The organism is Enterobacter cloacae complex sp. CDL013, from assembly GCF_049238805.1.
GTDB lineage: Bacteria > Pseudomonadota > Gammaproteobacteria > Enterobacterales > Enterobacteriaceae > Enterobacter > Enterobacter hormaechei_C.
Map to the genome: position 1 here is coordinate 202,286 of NZ_JBMKGT010000004.1, position 16,831 is coordinate 219,116.

Annotated in this window: 17 protein-coding genes and 1 other annotated feature; of the genes, 5 read left to right on the forward strand and 12 right to left on the reverse strand. The window is 56.3% G+C overall.

Annotated elements, in window-relative coordinates:
* Positions 1-25 precede the first annotated feature (25 nt).
* The 7 genes from ACOTXD_RS09250 to yjjY all read right to left on the reverse strand — a co-directional run bounded on the left by ACOTXD_RS09250 (position 26) and on the right by yjjY (position 6,830).
* Positions 26-313 carry a DUF2502 domain-containing protein gene (locus ACOTXD_RS09250; RefSeq protein WP_003856489.1) on the reverse strand — a complete coding sequence of 96 codons (288 nt, stop codon included), beginning with the start codon at positions 311-313 and terminating at the stop codon, positions 26-28.
* Between the two features lie 246 nt (positions 314-559).
* A complete protein-coding gene (gene thrC / locus ACOTXD_RS09255) occupies positions 560-1,846 on the reverse strand; it encodes a threonine synthase (RefSeq protein ID WP_003856490.1) in 1,287 nt (428 codons plus the stop codon).
* Between the two features lie 3 nt (positions 1,847-1,849).
* A complete protein-coding gene (gene thrB / locus ACOTXD_RS09260) occupies positions 1,850-2,779 on the reverse strand; it encodes a homoserine kinase (RefSeq protein ID WP_022650380.1) in 930 nt (309 codons plus the stop codon).
* A gap of 1 nt (position 2,780) precedes the next feature.
* The gene (thrA, locus tag ACOTXD_RS09265) at positions 2,781-5,243 is read right to left on the reverse strand and encodes a bifunctional aspartate kinase/homoserine dehydrogenase I (RefSeq protein ID WP_003856494.1); all 2,463 of its coding nucleotides are present in this window, start codon (positions 5,241-5,243) and stop codon (positions 2,781-2,783) included.
* A gap of 24 nt (positions 5,244-5,267) precedes the next feature.
* Positions 5,268-5,385, reverse strand: a sequence feature (Thr leader region).
* A complete protein-coding gene (gene thrL / locus ACOTXD_RS09270) occupies positions 5,324-5,392 on the reverse strand; it encodes a thr operon leader peptide (protein WP_015572623.1) in 69 nt (22 codons plus the stop codon). Its footprint overlaps the feature before it by 62 nt.
* A 211-nt stretch (positions 5,393-5,603) precedes the next feature.
* Complete coding sequence (locus tag ACOTXD_RS09275; protein ID WP_003856496.1) at positions 5,604-6,290, reverse strand: tRNA/rRNA methyltransferase; 687 nt, start codon at positions 6,288-6,290, stop codon at positions 5,604-5,606.
* A 399-nt stretch (positions 6,291-6,689) separates the two neighbouring features.
* A complete protein-coding gene (gene yjjY / locus ACOTXD_RS09280) occupies positions 6,690-6,830 on the reverse strand; it encodes a protein YjjY (RefSeq protein ID WP_001541509.1) in 141 nt (46 codons plus the stop codon).
* Positions 6,831-6,925: 95 nt separating this feature from the next.
* Between yjjY and arcA the strand changes: the two genes are divergently transcribed.
* Positions 6,926-7,642 carry a two-component system response regulator ArcA gene (arcA, locus tag ACOTXD_RS09285; protein ID WP_003856501.1) on the forward strand — a complete coding sequence of 239 codons (717 nt, stop codon included), beginning with the start codon at positions 6,926-6,928 and terminating at the stop codon, positions 7,640-7,642.
* A gap of 48 nt (positions 7,643-7,690) precedes the next feature.
* Here arcA and creA read toward each other — a convergent pair whose 3' ends face one another.
* Positions 7,691-8,161: a protein CreA gene (gene creA, locus ACOTXD_RS09290; RefSeq protein WP_003856503.1), complete on the reverse strand. Its 471-nt coding sequence runs from the start codon at positions 8,159-8,161 to the stop codon at positions 7,691-7,693.
* 215 nt (positions 8,162-8,376) lie between these two features.
* On the opposite strand from creA, the gene robA reads away from it, so the two are divergent.
* Complete coding sequence (gene robA / locus ACOTXD_RS09295) at positions 8,377-9,246, forward strand: MDR efflux pump AcrAB transcriptional activator RobA (RefSeq protein ID WP_003856504.1); 870 nt, start codon at positions 8,377-8,379, stop codon at positions 9,244-9,246.
* On the opposite strand, the gene gpmB is transcribed toward robA, so the two are convergent.
* Positions 9,243-9,890: a 2,3-diphosphoglycerate-dependent phosphoglycerate mutase GpmB gene (gene gpmB / locus ACOTXD_RS09300; RefSeq protein WP_006810187.1), complete on the reverse strand. Its 648-nt coding sequence runs from the start codon at positions 9,888-9,890 to the stop codon at positions 9,243-9,245. The two genes, robA and gpmB, sit on opposite strands and share 4 nt — an antisense overlap.
* Positions 9,891-9,938: 48 nt before the next feature.
* Between gpmB and yjjX the strand changes: the two genes are divergently transcribed.
* The gene (yjjX, locus tag ACOTXD_RS09305) at positions 9,939-10,454 is read left to right on the forward strand and encodes an inosine/xanthosine triphosphatase (RefSeq protein ID WP_010427103.1); all 516 of its coding nucleotides are present in this window, start codon (positions 9,939-9,941) and stop codon (positions 10,452-10,454) included.
* On the opposite strand, the gene trpR is transcribed toward yjjX, so the two are convergent.
* Together trpR and sltY are read right to left on the reverse strand one after the other, a co-directional pair.
* Positions 10,451-10,777 carry a trp operon repressor gene (gene trpR, locus ACOTXD_RS09310; RefSeq protein WP_021240574.1) on the reverse strand — a complete coding sequence of 109 codons (327 nt, stop codon included), beginning with the start codon at positions 10,775-10,777 and terminating at the stop codon, positions 10,451-10,453. The genes yjjX and trpR overlap by 4 nt on opposite strands.
* A gap of 55 nt (positions 10,778-10,832) precedes the next feature.
* A complete protein-coding gene (gene sltY / locus ACOTXD_RS09315) occupies positions 10,833-12,770 on the reverse strand; it encodes a murein transglycosylase (RefSeq protein WP_126501106.1) in 1,938 nt (645 codons plus the stop codon).
* A gap of 226 nt (positions 12,771-12,996) precedes the next feature.
* Between sltY and ettA the strand changes: the two genes are divergently transcribed.
* On the forward strand, positions 12,997-14,664 hold the full coding sequence (gene ettA, locus ACOTXD_RS09320; protein WP_003856515.1) for an energy-dependent translational throttle protein EttA: 1,668 nt from the start codon (positions 12,997-12,999) through the stop codon (positions 14,662-14,664).
* Positions 14,665-14,755: 91 nt separating this feature from the next.
* Here ettA and ACOTXD_RS09325 read toward each other — a convergent pair whose 3' ends face one another.
* Positions 14,756-15,655: a LysR family transcriptional regulator gene (locus ACOTXD_RS09325; protein WP_022650376.1), complete on the reverse strand. Its 900-nt coding sequence runs from the start codon at positions 15,653-15,655 to the stop codon at positions 14,756-14,758.
* 108 nt (positions 15,656-15,763) lie between these two features.
* Between ACOTXD_RS09325 and ACOTXD_RS09330 the strand changes: the two genes are divergently transcribed.
* The gene (locus ACOTXD_RS09330; protein ID WP_022650375.1) at positions 15,764-16,765 is read left to right on the forward strand and encodes a zinc-binding alcohol dehydrogenase family protein; all 1,002 of its coding nucleotides are present in this window, start codon (positions 15,764-15,766) and stop codon (positions 16,763-16,765) included.
* The last annotated feature ends 66 nt before the right edge of the window (positions 16,766-16,831 follow it).

Here is a 16,831-nt window from a genome sequence, read left to right on the forward strand (position 1 = left end):
ACCCCGCCAGCTGGCGGGGTTTATGTTAATGGTGCTTCCGGTCCGGGCCCGGGCGGCGCTCGTCATGACGGTGGTGATCGTCACGATCGCGATGTTCATCGTGCGGACGCCAGTGGTTATCGCGCCAGTCATAGTGTGCTTTCCACCAGTCATGGTCGCGCCAGCGGCCGCCATCCCAGTAGTGCCCGTTATTATCCCGATCGCCAATTTGCAGTTTTACCGCGGGCACGAGGGTGATCTCAGCTGCCTGCACCGCCATGGGAGCGACCAGCATCAGTGAAAGCGCGATAAGTGCAGGTTTCAGGGTAGACATAGGTGACTCCTTATTCTTCTTGCCCAACGTGGGCCGATGTAAGGAGAGTACGTGATGGGAACGGGGGATGTTATTCTCTGCAATCCTAAACGCTAAGTGACCGCATTTATTGGGAATTTCTGCTTTTTTCCTGCTGTTTTTCTCCTTAATTTCTCCATAAAAAAGCCGGGTGGCGCTGCGCTTACCCGGCCTACGTTCTGAGCCGTTGTAGGCCCGGTAAGGCGTAGCCGCCACCGGGCAACAAACTTACGCTCGGGTCATCATCAGCTTACGCAGCGCGGCAAAGTCTGCGGGCAGCTCATGAGACAGCAGCGGCAGGTCGGCACGCTCGGCCAGCTCTTTTGGCAGCGGCAGCGTTTCCCCCAGGATCGCTTCCACGCTCTCTTTGAACTTGGCCGGATGGGCGGTGCCGAGGAACAGGCCATACTCACCCGGTTGAAGCTGATCGCGCAGGGCACGATAGGCAATCGCCGCGTGCGGCTCAGAGGTATAGCCCACCGCTTTCAGCTCGCGCATGGTGGCTTTCGTGGTTTCGTCCGTCACCGCTGCGTAACCCAGATCGCCCAGACGCCAGACCTTACGGCGGAACAGCTCTTCCACACGCGGCCAGTTGTTAGGCTGTGACACATCCATCGCATTGGAGAGCGTGGCCTGAGTCGCGTTCGGCGCCCATTTTCCGTCCTTCAGGAAACGCGGCACGGTGTCGTTGGCGTTGGTGGCGGCGATAAAGCGCTTCACCGGCAGGCCGAGTGATTTCGCCAGCAGGCCTGCCGTCAGGTCGCCGAAGTTCCCGCTTGGCACGGAAACCACCAGCTGATTGCGCGCGTCCTGCGGCAACTGCGCCACCGCTTCGAAGTAGTAGCAGATCTGCGCCAGCAGACGGCTGATGTTGATGGAGTTGGCAGAGTTCAGCCCCAGCGCCGCCTTCAGCTCTTCGTCATCGAAGGCTTGCTTCACCAGCGCCTGACAGGCATCGAAATCGCCGTCGATCGCCACGGTTTCAATGTTGCCCCCAAGGGTGCAGAACAGTTTTTCCTGAAGCGGGCTGATTTTGCCTTTCGGATAGAGGATCACCACGCGGACGTTTTTCAGGCCGTAGAACGCATGGGCCACCGCCGCACCGGTATCGCCTGAAGTCGCGGTCAGAATGGTCACCGGTTTGTCGCCGCTGATGTGGGTCAGCATCTGCGCCATAAAACGACCGCCGAAATCTTTGAACGCCAGCGTCGGGCCGTGGAACAGCTCCAGACAGCCAACGTCAGGCTCCACCTGCTTCACCGGCGCCGGGAAAGCAAACGCCGCACGCACGCGCTCTTCCAGCAGCTCCTGTGGGATTTCGTCGCCGATAAACGCAGACAGAATTTTGGTACTGCGGGTGACAAAGTCCTGCTTCAGCAGTTCATCGATTTCGGTCAGCTGAAATTCCGGCAGGTCGTGGGGGAAGAACAGCCCCTGATTTTTGCCCAGCCCCTGCGTTACCGCCTGCGCAAAGCTGACCTGCTCGTTATGATCTTTAAGGTTGTAGAGTTTCATTCGTTATCCCAGTACTCGTGCGCCAGCCGTGTCCAGACGGCAAATATGAACAAAGCCTTCCTGATTTTGCAGGTAGTGTTTAGAGAGCCAGTCCGCCACGCGCTGCGCGGTGTCTGGCTTGTCGCATAAGGCGAACAGCGTCGGGCCGGAGCCGGAGATGCCGCACGCCTGTGCGCCGATATCCATGGATGCCTGTCGCGCTTCGTTAAAGCCCGGCAGCAGCTTCGTGCGATACGGCTCGGCAATAACGTCTTTCATCAGTTTCGCCGCCAGCTGCGGCTGGCGGGTGTAGCAGGCATGAATAAAGCCCGCCAGATGACGCCCGTGGGCGATACAGTCCTGACGACGATACTGCGCCGGCAGGATCGCACGCGCTTCGGCGGTAGACACTTTAATGCCTGGATAGGCCAGCACCCACAGCCACTCATCAAACCCTGGCACCTGCTGACTGATGATGCCATTTTCTTCAATCATCAGCTGCATGCCGCCAAGGAAGCACGGCGCCACGTTATCATAATGAATGCTGCCGGAGATGCGCCCTTCCAGCTCGCCCATCAGCGCCAGCAGACGGCTGTTGTTCAGCGGCTTGCCGCAGTGCTCATTCATCGCCACCAGCGCGGCGACCACCGAGCAGGCGCTCGAGCCCAGCCCCGAACCAATCGGCATGCTCTTTTCCAGCGTCATGGCGACCGGCACGTTTTTGCCAATCTCCTGACAGAAGCGTTCCCAGCACTGATAAACGATATTCTCGCGCGGTTCAGACGGCAGCTTACTGGCGAAACGGCCGATGTTATTCAGGCTGAAGCGCTCTGCCGCCTCAACCGTAACCGTATCGCCCAGCAGCGAACCGTCCACCGGCGTTACCGCCGCGCCCAGCACGTCAAATCCGACGCTCATATTGGCGCTGGAAGCCGGGGCATATACTTTAACCATCTTAAACTCCTAACTTCCATGACAGGGTACGCAGCAGATCGGCAAACACGCCTGCCGCCGTCACATCATTCCCTGCGCCATAGCCGCGAAGCACCAGCGGCAGTGGCTGATAATAATGGCTGTAGAACGCCAGAGCGTTCTCGCCGTTTTTCACCTTGTACAGCGGATCGTTGCCATCCACTTCGGCAATCTTCACCCGGCAGACGCCGTCTTCTTCAATGTTGCCAACATAGCGCAATACCTTACCTTCATCACGGGCTTTCGCAACGCGTGCGGCAAAGGCATCGTCAAGCTGAGGTAAATTCGCCATAAAGGCGCTGACGTCACCGCTGTCATCAAATTCTGCTGGCAGCACTGGCTCAATCACGATATCCGAAAGCTCCAGCTCGCGGCCGGTCTCGCGCACCAGGATCAGCAGCTTACGCGCCACGTCCATACCGGAGAGGTCGTCCCGCGGATCCGGCTCGGTGTAACCCAGCTCGCGCGCGGCGCGGGTGGCTTCCGACAGGCTCATCCCTTCGTCCAGCTTGCCGAAGATAAACGACAGGGAGCCGGAGAGGATGCCGGAGAAACGCTGTAGTTCGTCGCCCGCGTTCAGCAGGTTTTGCAGGTTCTCGATGACCGGCAGGCCCGCGCCCACGTTGGTGTCATACAGAAACTTGCGGCGCGACTTACTCGCCGCCAGACGCAGCTGGTGATAGTAATCCATTGACGAGGTGTTGGCCTTTTTGTTCGGCGTCACCACGTGGAAACCTTCGCGCAGGAAATCCGCGTACTGATCGGCCACCGCCTGGCTGGAGGTACAGTCAACGATCACCGGGTTAAGCAGGTGATATTCTTTCACCAGGCGGATCAGGCGGCCCAGGTTAAACGGCTCTTTCGCCTCTTCCAGCTCCGCCTGCCAGTTTTCCAGGTTCAGACCGTGGACGTTAGTCAGCAACGCTTTCGAGTTCGCAATGCCGCAGACGCGCAGATCGATATGTTTCTTCTTAAGCCACTCCTGCTGACGCTTTACCTGCTCCAGCAGCGCGCCGCCGACGCCGCCGACGCCCACCAGGAACAGCTCAATCACCTGGTCGGTGTTGAACAGCATCTGATGCACCACGCGCACGCCGGTAGTGGCGTCATCGTTATCCACGACAACGGAAATGGAACGCTCGGATGAGCCCTGGGCAATCGCCACGATATTGATATTGGCCCGCGCCAGCGCGGCAAAGAATTTGGCGGAGATACCGCGCAGGGTGCGCATACCGTCGCCGACCACCGAGATAATCGCCAGACGCTCCTGAATCGAGAGCGGCTCCAGCAGCTCTTCTTTCAGCTCCAGATAGAACTCTTCTTCCAGCGCGCGACGGGCGCGCAGGCAATCGCCCTGCGGAACGCAGAAGCTGATGCTGTATTCGGAAGAAGACTGTGTGATCAGCACCACGGAGATCCCGTTGCGGGACATAGCGGCAAAGACGCGTGCCGCCATGCCGACCATGCCCTTCATCCCCGGGCCGGAGACGCTGAACATCGCCATGTTATTGAGGTTAGAAATGCCTTTCACCGGCAGGTCATCTTCATCCGCGCTGGCGCCAATCAGCGTACCCGGCGCCTGCGGATTACCGGTATTCTTAATCAGGCAAGGGATCTGGAACTGGGCAATCGGGGAGATGGTACGCGGGTGAAGAACTTTAGCGCCGAAGTAGGAAAGCTCCATCGCTTCCTGGTACGACATCGACTTCAGCAGCCTGGCGTCCGGCACCTGGCGCGGATCGCAGGTATAAACGCCGTCGACATCAGTCCAGATCTCACAGCAGTCTGCGCGTAAACAGGCGGCCAGCACGGCGGCAGAGTAATCGGATCCGTTACGCCCCAGCACCACCAGTTCGCCCTTCTCGTTACCGGCGGTAAAGCCTGCCATCAGGATCATATGGTCAGACGGGATTTTGCTCGCCGCAATACGGCGTGTCGACTCGGCAATGTCGACGGTGGATTCGAGGTAGTGGCCCACAGCCAGCAGTTTTTCAACCGGATCGATGACCGTCACGTGGTGACCGCGCGCTTCCAGCACGCCTGCCATGATGGCGATAGAGAGTTTTTCACCCCGGCAAATCAGCGCCGCGTTGATGCTGTCCGGGCACTGGCCAAGCAGGCTGATACCGTGAAGAACGTGTTTAATCTGGGCAAATTCAAGTTCAACGGTGCTTTTCAGCTGCGCCAGCGGGAAACCAGGCTGGGCGTCGGCCAGCCCCTGAAGCAGATCGGCGAAGATACGCTCGGCGTCGCTGATGTTCGGCAGTGCATCCTGACCACCGATGGTTTTTTCAATCATCGCCACCAGGTGGTTAGTGATTTTGGCCGGGGCAGAGAGCACGGTGGCAACCTGCCCCTGCCTGGCGTTGCTTTCCAGGATATCGGCAACACGCAGAAAACGTTCTGCATTTGCCACTGACGTACCGCCGAACTTCAACACTCGCATGGTTCTACCTCATTTCCTTTAGCCGAAAAAAAAGCCCGCACTGTTCAGGTGCGGGCTTTTTTCTGTTTTTCCTGTACGCGTCAGCCCGCATCGTTACCTGTGGTAATGATGATGGTTGTAGTAATGGTGGTGATGCTGATGCGTTTCATGGATGTTGTGTACTCTATCATTATTATCTGTCTGTGCTCTATTCTTTTAGGGTTAAAGGATCGAGCCCCTTAAGTCAATGAATTTTTAATTCGATCACAATTCGGGACATTCTCACGTCCCGCTGCGGGCAGATTTATTTTCATCGGAATACCCCAGTTGCAACCCCAGACATCAGCAGGATCGGCCATAATAAAAACCTATGGCACTATTTTACTCCGCTAATTTTTTTTCAATATCATGAAGCAATCGGTGCAGCATTGCCGTGTCGCGCTGTTCAAGACGCCCCAGGCGCTGCTGTAACCAGTCCACCATTTTTTGATCGTCAGCGACGCCCAACTGCGCAAGAAGCTTATCTGCACGAACACGCAGTGCCGCCAGCTGGTTTTCATCCGAAACTGTCACCGGTGGCTGAGAAATTTGTATTAAGGATGCTAATTGATAGCAATAGACCATCACCGCCTGCCCCAGATTGAGTGACGGATAATCCGCCACCATCGGCGCGCCCGTCAGCACGTCAGCCAGCGCCAGCTCTTCGTTAGTCAGCCCGGAATCTTCTCGCCCAAACACCAGCGCGGCTTTCTCCAGCCACTGGCTTTTCTCTTCCAGCATCGGCACCAGTTCAGCAGGCGTGGCGTAATAGTGAAACTTCGCCCGGCTGCGCGCGGTCGTCGCGACGGTAAATGAAATATCGTGGAGTGCGTCGGCAAGCGTAGCGTAAGTGGTTATATTATCGAGAATATCACCCGAACCGTGCGCCACCCAGCGCGCAGCAGGCTCCAGATGCGCCGTGCTGTCCACAATACGCAAATCGGTAAAACCCATAGTCTTCATGGCACGCGCCGCAGCGCCAATATTTTCAGCTCTTGCTGGTGCCACCAGCACAATCGACAGATGCATTTACGCTCTCTTTTTAATCAGTTAGCAGGTAAAAATGTGATTCAGTTCAACATATTACGCAGCACGAATTTACATTTTTGCAACACAAATCACCGAAATAGCGTTTCATAACAATTAAAAAAAGCTAAACTATTTTGTGGCTGAACAATCAGTTAGAATGTTAACAGAAGACCATTATCCTTATGTTTTGTAATGATAATGACCATATGAATACTCTTTTCTGATTGGATTCGTACCGTTTATCAATCAATGTCCGCAACTAGTTGGTTTATTGAAAAATTGTGACAAAGGCTAGCATTCAGCTACGATGATTTCATCAAACTGTTAACGTGCTACAATTGAACTTGATATATGTCAACGAAGCGTAGTTTTATTGGGTGTCCGGTGTCACTTAGCCTGTTATGTTGCTGTTAAAATGGTTAGGATGACAGCCGTTTTTGACACTGTCGGGTCCAAAGGGAAAGTACCCACGACCAAGCTAATGATGTTGTTGACGTTGATGGAAAGTGCATCAAGAACGCAATTACGTACTTTAGTCACGTTAAGCCGATCATGTTAATTTGCGACATGCATCAGGCAGGTCAGGGACTTTTGTACTTCCTGTTTCGATTTAGTTGGCAATTTAGGTAGCAAACATGCAGACCCCGCACATTCTTATCGTTGAAGACGAGTTGGTAACACGCAACACGTTAAAGAGCATTTTCGAAGCAGAAGGCTACGATGTCTTTGAAGCGACCGATGGCGCAGAGATGCATCAGATCCTTTCTGAAAATGATATCAACCTGGTGATTATGGATATCAACCTGCCGGGCAAAAACGGGCTTCTTCTGGCGCGCGAACTGCGTGAACAGGCGAACGTCGCGTTGATGTTCCTGACAGGCCGTGACAACGAGGTTGATAAAATTCTTGGTCTGGAAATCGGCGCGGATGACTACATCACCAAGCCGTTCAACCCTCGCGAGTTAACCATTCGTGCACGCAACCTGCTGTCCCGCACCATGAATCTGGGTACGGTCAGTGAAGAGCGTCGTAGCGTCGACAGCTACAAATTCAACGGCTGGGAACTTGATATCAACAGCCGTTCGCTGATTAGCCCGAACGGTGAGCAGTACAAACTGCCGCGCAGTGAATTCCGCGCGATGCTGCACTTCTGCGAGAACCCGGGCAAGATTCAGTCTCGTGCAGAACTGCTTAAGAAAATGACCGGTCGTGAGTTGAAGCCACACGATCGTACCGTTGACGTAACCATCCGTCGTATTCGTAAACATTTCGAATCTACGCCTGATACGCCGGAAATCATCGCCACGATCCATGGTGAAGGCTATCGTTTCTGCGGTGACCTCCAGGAGTAATCCTCACGTCACGCAGTAAAAAACGGCGCATTTGCGCCGTTTTTTTTATCAATGCCACGGCATAATCGGCACCGCGCTAATCGCGTTTTTCGGTGAGCCTTCCACGACTTTGTCCGAGTAGGCCAGATAAGCCAGGGTGTTACGCTTCGCATCATAAAAACGGACCACCTGTAGCTTTTTGAACACCAGCGAGGTCCGTTTCTGGAATACAACGTCGCCCTGCGCTTTGCCGTTTTTAATTTTGTCACTCAATTCCACCGGTCCAACCTGCTGGCAGGAGATGGCCGCGTCAGACGTGTCTTCAGCCAGCCCCAGGCCGCCTTTAATCCCGCCGGTCTTCGCCCGGCTGACATAGCAGGTGACGTTTTTAACGTCCGGATCGTCAAACGCCTCCACCACAATTTTGTGGTCCGGCCCAAACATTTTAAACACGGTATCCACGGAGCCAATTTGCTCCGCCTGCGCCACGCGCCCTGCCATCAGCGCCAGTGCTGCAAAGACTAAAACCTTGTATTTCATATTGTTACCATTCATAAAAAATTACGCTGAGCGATTATTCAACAGGTTAGATAAAAATGTAGCAAGATCACAGGATTAGAATATATCCGCACATAAATCACCATAAAAAGCATTTATGCGCAAAAAAAACACTGAATGCTAAAACGTCAAAAAATGCTATTATCCGCTAACCTGTAAACAGGCACCTGCGGCAGTTTTAAGGATGAGGATAGTATATGGATCAGGCTGGAATTATTCGCGACCTGCTCACCTGGCTGGAAGGTCATCTCGACCAGCCATTGTCACTGGATAATGTGGCGGCAAAAGCAGGCTATTCCAAGTGGCATCTGCAAAGGATGTTCAAGGATGTCACCGGTCATGCTATCGGTGCCTATATTCGCGCACGTCGTTTATCAAAGTCTGCTGTTGCGTTGCGCCTGACCGCGCGACCAATCCTTGATATTGCCCTGCAATATCGTTTCGATTCACAGCAAACTTTCACCCGCGCCTTTAAAAAGCAGTTCTCGTTAACGCCAGCGCTTTATCGCCGCTCGCCGGACTGGAGCTCCTTTGGTATGCGTCCGCCGCTGCGTCTGGGCGAGTTTGCGATGCCAAAATATGAAATCATCACCCTGCCAGAAACGCACCTGGTCGGCACCACACAGAGCTACTCCTGTTCCCTTGAGCAGATCTCCGAGTTCCGCCATCAGATGCGCGTTCAGTTCTGGCGCGAATTTTTAAGCCATGCTCCGGCGATCCCGCCGATTCTGTATGGTTTGAACGAAACGCATCCAAGCCAGGAAAAAGATGACGAGCAGGAGGTGTTCTATACCACGGCGCTGACGCCTGATATGGCGAACGGTTACATTCATGGCTCGAAGCCTGTCGTGCTGGAAGGCGGCGAGTATGTGATGTTCTCATACGAAGGTTTAGGAACGGGCGTTCAGGAGTTCATCCTGACCGTTTACGGGACCTGCATGCCGATGCTGAATCTGAATCGCCGTAAAGGTCAGGACATTGAGCGCTACTATCCGGCGCAAGATGCTAAACCGGAAGAAGGCCCTATCAATCTGCGTATGGAATTCCTGATTCCGGTACGTCGTTAACGCTGCAATTCGTCCAGTGCAGGGGCATCAAGATGCGAAATGTCCCCTGCCATCTCAACCACCCACCCCGATGCCAGCCAGGCACTTTCCTGATAGTCGATACGGGAAATGGAACAGTTGCGCAGACGCAAACGGCGTTCGGCGTAAGCCGGCAGTCCCAGAATGGTGCTCACCAGACAACCCAGCGCGATACCGTGGCTCACCAGCAGCGGTCGGCTACCTGCCGGGAGTTTCAGGCACTCGGCCAGCGCGGCATGCATGCGCACGCTCAGCTCCTGCATGGATTCACCCTCAGGGATGCGACCATCTTCAGTGCCGTTCACCAGCGTGCGGCGCCAGCCTTCTTCGGTTTCCGTCAGCGTATCGATAGGACGTTTTTCCAGCACGCCCATATCCAGCTCGCGCAGACGCGGTTCGAGGGTCACGTCGCAGCCACAGGCATCGGCGATGATGCGTGCCGTCTGCTGTGTGCGGCCTAAATCACTGGAGATGACGTGAGTGATGCCCAGCGTTCTGGCGCGCTCCGCCACCTGCCACGCTTGCTGCACACCTTTGTCGGTGAGAGGACTGTCTGACTGGCCTTGAATACGTCGCTCGGCGTTCCACTGCGTTTCACCGTGGCGAACAAGGTATACCTGTAACATGCTTTTTTTCCGTTATACTGCGATGAATTTTTTAAATCGAGCTTAATTATGCACCATGTTGTCTCTGCTACCACCAATCCTGCCAAAATTCAGGCAATTCTAAGGGCATTTGACGAGATCTTCGGCGCAGGATCCTGCCATATTGAGGCCATCGGCGTCGAGAGTGGCGTTCCTGAACAGCCGTTTGGCAGCGAGGAAACGCGCGCTGGCGCACGAAATCGCGTGGCAAATGCCAGAGCTGCGGCCCCGGATGCGGACTTTTGGGTGGCGATTGAAGCCGGTATCGACGAAGGCGCAACCTTTAGCTGGGTGGTGATCGAAAGCCGCGAGCAGCGCGGCGAAGCGCGTTCTGCCACGCTGCCGCTGCCGGAGGTCATACTGGAGAAAGTCCGCGCGGGTGAAGCGCTTGGGCCGGTGATGTCGCAGTACACCGGCATTGATGAGATTGGCCGTAAAGAAGGGGCGATTGGCGTCTTTACCGCAGGCGCGCTGACGCGTTCAGGCGTTTATCATCAGGCAGTGATCCTGGCGTTAAGCCCGTTCCATAACGCGATCTATCGTTAGGCGTTTTTCAACAACACCGCTTCCAGCCACTGGCGCAGCTCAACGGGCGCCGACTTCAGGCTGTTCGATCCGCGGGTAATCGTCGCAATGCCCGCGCCGAGCTCATTTTTCAGCTCGCGCTGGCTCATCTCGCCGCGCAGCAGCTCTTCAATGATCCGCACGCGCGTGCCCAGCGCCTCACGCTCGTCTGGCGTGAGCATTAGCTGCATCAGGGGTAAATGCAAATCCTGCTCATAAGACTGGCGAAGCAGCTCCACAAAACGAAGCCACTCCTGATGACGTTGTTCGGCCATTGCCGAGGAATACGGGGAATGCTGGGTCATGTTATGCTGCCTCTTGTACTCTTTAGCGAGTACAGCATAACACAACCCACGCCGATCAGTAACGTCTCTGCCACTCGGCATCGCTCATCAGGATATCTTTCTGCCCCATGAAGTAGCGATAGTAGGCGTCATAGGCCAGCACGTTCTTCACATAGCCGCGCGTTTCCGAGAACGGAATGCTCTCGACAAACGCCACGGCGTCGATACGCCCTGCGCTGTTACCAAGCCATGTCCGCACGCGGCCTGGCCCGGCGTTGTACGCCGCTGACGCGAAGATACGGTTATTACCGAACTGCTGATAGACGTACTGCAAGTAGCTGGTACCGATGTTGATGTTGGTCTCCGGATCCAGCAGCTGGGACGGGCTGCTGTAGCCTGGAATATTAAACATCTTCACCGTGTGCGTCGCGGTGCCCGGCATAATCTGCATCAGGCCGCTGGCACCCACTGGTGAACGCACTTTCGGGTTCCAGGCGCTCTCCTGACGGGCAATGGCCATCGCGTAGCTTTGCGGAATATCTTTGCCGCTGGTGTAGCGATCGAACAGATCCTTATAAGCCAGCGGGAAACGCTCTTCGAGATGATCCCACAGTTTGCCGGCGATCGTCGCCTGCACGCTCAGATCCCACCAGCGATTATCAAACGCATAGCGGGCAAGCTGCGCTTTCTCTTCAGTGGTACGGCTGGTGACCAGATTCGCCCATTCGCTGCGCGCGGTATTATCCAGATTCCAGTACATCAGCTCGCGCACGCGCGCCATTTCCGGCCCCTGCGTCAGCGCCGGGTTCGCGTTGGCTGGCGCTTTGTCGATCTTCAGGGTGTACTCCTCGCCCAGACGCTGCGCCGCCGCCATCGGGTAGAATCCGCGCTGCTGCATCAGGGAGTGGAGGATCTCTTTGGCTTCATCGTCACGACCACGTTCCAGCAGCAGGTCTGCCTGCCAGTAACGCCATTCATCTTTCTCTTTGGCATCCATCGGCAGACGCGCCAGCCAGGTATTGAGGCCACGACGATCGCCCGTTCCCAGCGCCATGCGCACGCGACGCTCCACCAGCGAGACAGAGTTTGAACGCATCACCGCATCATCACGCCAGCGCGCCTGTTCGTCGGTGACATCTGTTCCCATCAGTCGCCATGCCACGATATCGCGCAGCTCCTGAGTTTGATCGTCATTAAGCTGCTGGGCCTGCACCAGCTGCGGGATCATCAGCCTGGCGTTTTCCACATCATCACGCGCCACGCTGGCAAAGGCCACCGCCGCCATCTGGCGGGTAAAATCGGTCGCGCCGGTGGTACGCGCAAACGTCAGGACAGTGTTCGGATCGTTTGCCAGGCCGATAACGGCAGAAGCAATGGTCTGATAATCCGCCGGCATTTGCCCCGCCAGCACGGTGACCAGCCGGGTGTTTCCGGCCTTCATCGCCAGGCGAATACGCTCCAGGTAAGAGAGCGGATCCTGCTTGCCCGAGGCGCGCCAGGCGCTGAACAGCGGGTCACAGGCGTTTGGCTGGCTTTTGCCCGTCAACCACAGCTCTTTCGCACCGACCCAGGCTTCCTCCTGCTGACCGGTCGCCCATTTCGCATAATAGTAATTACACTGCGCTTCCGTCGCGCCCGGCTTGTCCGGGCTGAAGGCCAGCAGGCCGCGCCAGTCTTCGCGACGGGCCAGCTCGTTCACAAACCGGGACTTCAGGGTGCGCGCAGGCGGCAGGGTCGGGTTCGCCTGAATGAAGTTGTTCACGGTGACGGTTGGTTGATTCATCAGATCGTCAGTAATCTGGCGATACTCCAGATACGGATACAGCGGATAATCCTTCAGCGTCGGCATCAGCGCCTGCACGGTATCCATCTGCCTGTTGTCCCATGCCTGCTTAATCTGGGCATAGCGGCTACGTTGTTCGTCCAGTGAATCGGCATGCACCGCCTGGCTTACCGCCATTACGCATACGCTGGCAGCCAGCAGACGCCAGACCACCCGTTTGGCTTTTTCCACAAGCTCTTCCTCATTGTTTTTCGTCAGTTGCAGCGTCTTGCCACGTCAAAGTTACATCAACTTATGCTAACCAGGCATCCCACAACGCGCCACGTCATGGACACTTTTTTACCTTTCTTGCGCGTTTTAACACTCCCGACGTTCCTGGCTGGGATTAGGGCGTGAAAAAGGCTACACTTCGAGGCTGAAATTCATTCTCATCACGATAAAAGAGGCGAAGTCCAACGTGGCTCAATTCGTTTATACCATGCATCGTGTCGGCAAAGTTGTCCCGCCGAAACGTCATATTCTTAAAAATATCTCGCTGAGCTTCTTCCCGGGCGCAAAAATCGGTGTTCTGGGTCTCAACGGTGCCGGTAAGTCCACCCTGCTGCGCATCATGGCCGGCATCGATACAGACATCGAAGGTGAAGCCCGTCCGCAGCCTGGCATTAAGATCGGCTACCTGCCGCAGGAACCTCAGCTGAACCCGGAGCACACCGTGCGTGAATCCGTTGAAGAAGCGGTATCCGAGGTGGTTAACGCCCTGAAAGGTCTGGATGAAGTGTATGCCAAATACGCCGAGCCGGATGCGGACTTCGACAAACTGGCCGCTCAGCAGGGCAAATATGAGGAAATTATCCAGGCGCACGATGGTCACAACCTGAACGTGCAGCTGGAGCGCGCGGCTGATGCCCTGCGTCTGCCAGACTGGGATGCGAAAATCGCTAACCTGTCCGGTGGTGAACGCCGCCGCGTGGCGCTGTGCCGCCTGCTGCTGGAAAAACCAGACATGCTGCTGCTCGACGAACCGACCAACCACCTGGATGCCGAATCCGTGGCGTGGCTGGAGCGCTTCCTGCATGACTTCGAAGGCACCGTGGTAGCGATTACCCACGACCGTTACTTCCTCGACAACGTTGCGGGCTGGATCCTGGAGCTGGACCGCGGCGAAGGTATTCCGTGGGAAGGCAACTACTCCTCCTGGCTGGAGCAGAAAGACCAGCGTCTGGCGCAGGAAGCGTCTCAGGAAGCCGCCCGCCGTAAGTCTATTGAGAAAGAGCTGGAGTGGGTGCGTCAGGGCGCGAAAGGCCGTCAGTCTAAGGGCAAAGCCCGTCTGGCACGCTTCGAAGAGCTGAACAACACCGAATACCAGAAACGTAACGAAACCAACGAACTGTTTATTCCACCTGGAGCTCGTCTGGGGGATAAAGTGGTTGAAGTGACTAACCTGCGTAAGTCCTACGGCGACCGCGTGCTGATCGACGATCTGACCTTCTCCGTTCCGAAAGGCGCTATCGTCGGCATCATCGGTCCGAACGGCGCGGGTAAATCCACCCTGTTCCGCATGATGTCTGGTCAGGAACAGCCTGACAGCGGCTCTATCACCCTGGGTGAGACCGTGAAGCTGGCCTCCGTTGACCAGTTCCGCGACGCGATGGACAACAGCAAAACCGTGTGGGAAGAAGTCTCCGGCGGTCTGGATATCATGCGTATCGGCAACACCGAGATGCCAAGCCGCGCCTATGTTGGCCGCTTTAACTTCAAGGGCACCGACCAGGGCAAACGCGTGGGCGAGCTGTCCGGCGGTGAGCGCGGTCGTCTGCACCTGGCAAAACTGCTCCAGGTTGGCGGCAACGTTCTGCTGCTCGATGAACCCACCAACGACCTGGACATCGAAACCCTGCGCGCACTGGAAAACGCCCTGCTGGAGTTCCCGGGCTGCGCGATGGTTATCTCGCACGACCGCTGGTTCCTGGACCGTATCGCGACCCACATCCTGGACTACCAGGACGAAGGTAAGGTGGAGTTCTTCGAAGGTAACTTCACCGAATACGAAGAGTACAAGAAACGCACGCTGGGCGCAGACGCGCTGGAGCCGAAGCGTATTAAGTACAAGCGTATTGCGAAATAAAAGCAAAACGGCAACTTCGGTTGCCGTTTTTTATGTTTGTTCCCTCTCCCCGTGGGAGAGGGCCAGGGTGAGGGCATCAGGCCGCACAAAATCACCCGCCCACGTAATACCGCTTCACCTCATCAAACTGCATCGCAAAGTCGATATAGCTCATCAGCGCAGGCGAATTGAGCTTACGACTCGGGTAGGCCAGCCAGAGATCGTTTCCCTCAACGCTCCACGCCGACAGCACCTTCACCAGCGCGCCCTTTTCGATCTTATCTTCCAGCAGGAATGCGGGTAACAGCGTGATCCCCGCCCCGGCAATGGCGCATTCCCTGGCGTACACCAGATTATCCGTCATATGAGCGTTATCCGGCAGGTAGCGGTAATCCTCATTCTCGCTTCGCAGAAGCCACTCCGACCATGCCCGGTGCGTAATGCAGCGATGCTCCACCAGCTGTCGGGGATGAATTAACGGCTCCCGGCGTGCCAGGTAGTCGGGCGAGGCCAGCATGTAGCGCGGACAGTGCCCAATCATGCGGCCAATCAGGGAAGAATCCTGCGGTTTGCCGGTGCGCAGCGCCACGTCAAAGCCAGACTCGACCAGATCCACCACGTCGTCTGAGATCGACACATCCAGTGACACGTCCGGATAGCGAAGCTGGAACTCGGCATTCATATGCGCCAGCAGCGTCGCGCCAATTCCTGCCGGACAGGTGATCCGCAGCCGCCCGCTGGGGTTTTCTCGCAGCCGCTGAATGGCATACTCCGCGCGCTCGCTGGCCGCCAGCATCTCGCGACAGTGCACCAGATAGTGCTCGCCCGCAAACGTCAGGCTTATTCTGCGCGTCGTGCGATTCAACAGACGGATCCCCACCTGCTGCTCCAGCTGGCTAATACGCTGGCTGACGCTGGATTTTGGCAGTTCCGCCTTCTGCGCCGCCGCGGTAAAGCTGCCCATCTCGGCCACCAGCGCAAACAGTGCCATATCCTGAAGCTGTTTAAACATGATTGTTCACTCTGTACGAACGCTGAGTTCTGGATTGTCCATCTTATCATGCGGCTGACCACTTAATAGACTAGCCTCAACAAAACGAATGCCATTGAGGAGCACACCATGTCAGTGAAAGCCATTGCCGTTAACCCAGAAAATCCCTCCACCTTCGTTGAAATCACCCCGCCGATGCCGCAGCCCGGCGAACACGATCTGCTGGTGGAGGTGAAAGCCGTCTCCGTAAACCCGGTGGACACCAAGGTACATGCAGGCATTGCTAAAAGCGGGCTGAAGGAGCCGCGCATTCTCGGGTGGGATGCCAGCGGGATCGTAAAAGCCGTTGGGGCTGGCGTCACCGGATTCAAACCGGGTGACGAAGTGTGGTACGCGGGGGATATCACCCGACCGGGCAGCAATACCACACATCAGCTGATCGATGCGCGCATTGTCGGGCACAAGCCTGCAAGCCTTGACTGGGCCGCCGCGGCTGCACTGCCGCTGACGGCGCTCACCGCGTGGGAAGGCCTGTTTGAACGGCTGAAGATTCAGGATGCCGACGCAGATAAAACGCTGCTGATTATTGGCGGCGCGGGCGGGGTGGGATCGCTGGCGATCCCGTTTGCGAAGCACAACAGCAAGGTAAAGGTGATCGCAACGGCGTCCCGTGAAGATTCCGCCCGGTGGTGCCGCGATCGCGGTGCAGATGTGGTGGTGAACTACCGCGATCTGAAAGGCGAACTGGCGAAGCACGGGCTGACCTTTGTGGATTACATTTTCATCCTCAACGACACCGACGGGCACTGGGATGCGGTCAGCGACCTGATTGCACCGCAGGGGCATATCTGTTCCATCGTTGAGAATGAACATCCGCTGAACCAGGACAAGCTGAAGTCCAAATCCGCCGCGCTGCACTGGGAATTTATGTACACCCGCAGCATGTATCAGACGGCGGATATGGCGCGTCAGGGAGAGATCCTGGACGAAGTCGCGAAGCTGGTGGATAACGGCGTAGTGGAAAGTTCGCTCAGCGAAACGCTGCACGGGCTAAGCGTGGAAAGCATTACCGAAGCGCACCGCAAGGTGCTGGAGGGGCATATGCGTGGGAAGGTGGTGGTTGAGTATTGATTGGACTGATTCCCTTACCCTGGCCCTCTCCTAAAGGGAGAGGGTGATTAAAGTCCCCTCTCCCTT

Bases quoted from the DNA above. Each gene is read 5' to 3' on its own strand.
- gpmB (WP_006810187.1), bottom strand. From the start codon at position 9,890: ATGTTACAGGTATACCTTGTTCGCCACGGTGAAACGCAGTGGAACGCC.
- trpR (WP_021240574.1), bottom strand. From the start codon at position 10,777: ATGACCCAGCATTCCCCGTATTCCTCGGCAATGGCCGAACAACGTCAT.
- yjjX (WP_010427103.1), top strand. From the start codon at position 9,939: ATGCACCATGTTGTCTCTGCTACCACCAATCCTGCCAAAATTCAGGCA.
- ACOTXD_RS09250 (WP_003856489.1), bottom strand. From the start codon at position 313: ATGTCTACCCTGAAACCTGCACTTATCGCGCTTTCACTGATGCTGGTC.
- thrC (WP_003856490.1), bottom strand. From the start codon at position 1,846: ATGAAACTCTACAACCTTAAAGATCATAACGAGCAGGTCAGCTTTGCG.
- thrB (WP_022650380.1), bottom strand. From the start codon at position 2,779: ATGGTTAAAGTATATGCCCCGGCTTCCAGCGCCAATATGAGCGTCGGA.
- creA (WP_003856503.1), bottom strand. From the start codon at position 8,161: ATGAAATACAAGGTTTTAGTCTTTGCAGCACTGGCGCTGATGGCAGGG.
- ACOTXD_RS09330 (WP_022650375.1), top strand. From the start codon at position 15,764: ATGTCAGTGAAAGCCATTGCCGTTAACCCAGAAAATCCCTCCACCTTC.
- arcA (WP_003856501.1), top strand. From the start codon at position 6,926: ATGCAGACCCCGCACATTCTTATCGTTGAAGACGAGTTGGTAACACGC.
- ACOTXD_RS09275 (WP_003856496.1), bottom strand. From the start codon at position 6,290: ATGCATCTGTCGATTGTGCTGGTGGCACCAGCAAGAGCTGAAAATATT.
- ACOTXD_RS09325 (WP_022650376.1), bottom strand. From the start codon at position 15,655: ATGTTTAAACAGCTTCAGGATATGGCACTGTTTGCGCTGGTGGCCGAG.
- thrA (WP_003856494.1), bottom strand. From the start codon at position 5,243: ATGCGAGTGTTGAAGTTCGGCGGTACGTCAGTGGCAAATGCAGAACGT.
- robA (WP_003856504.1), top strand. From the start codon at position 8,377: ATGGATCAGGCTGGAATTATTCGCGACCTGCTCACCTGGCTGGAAGGT.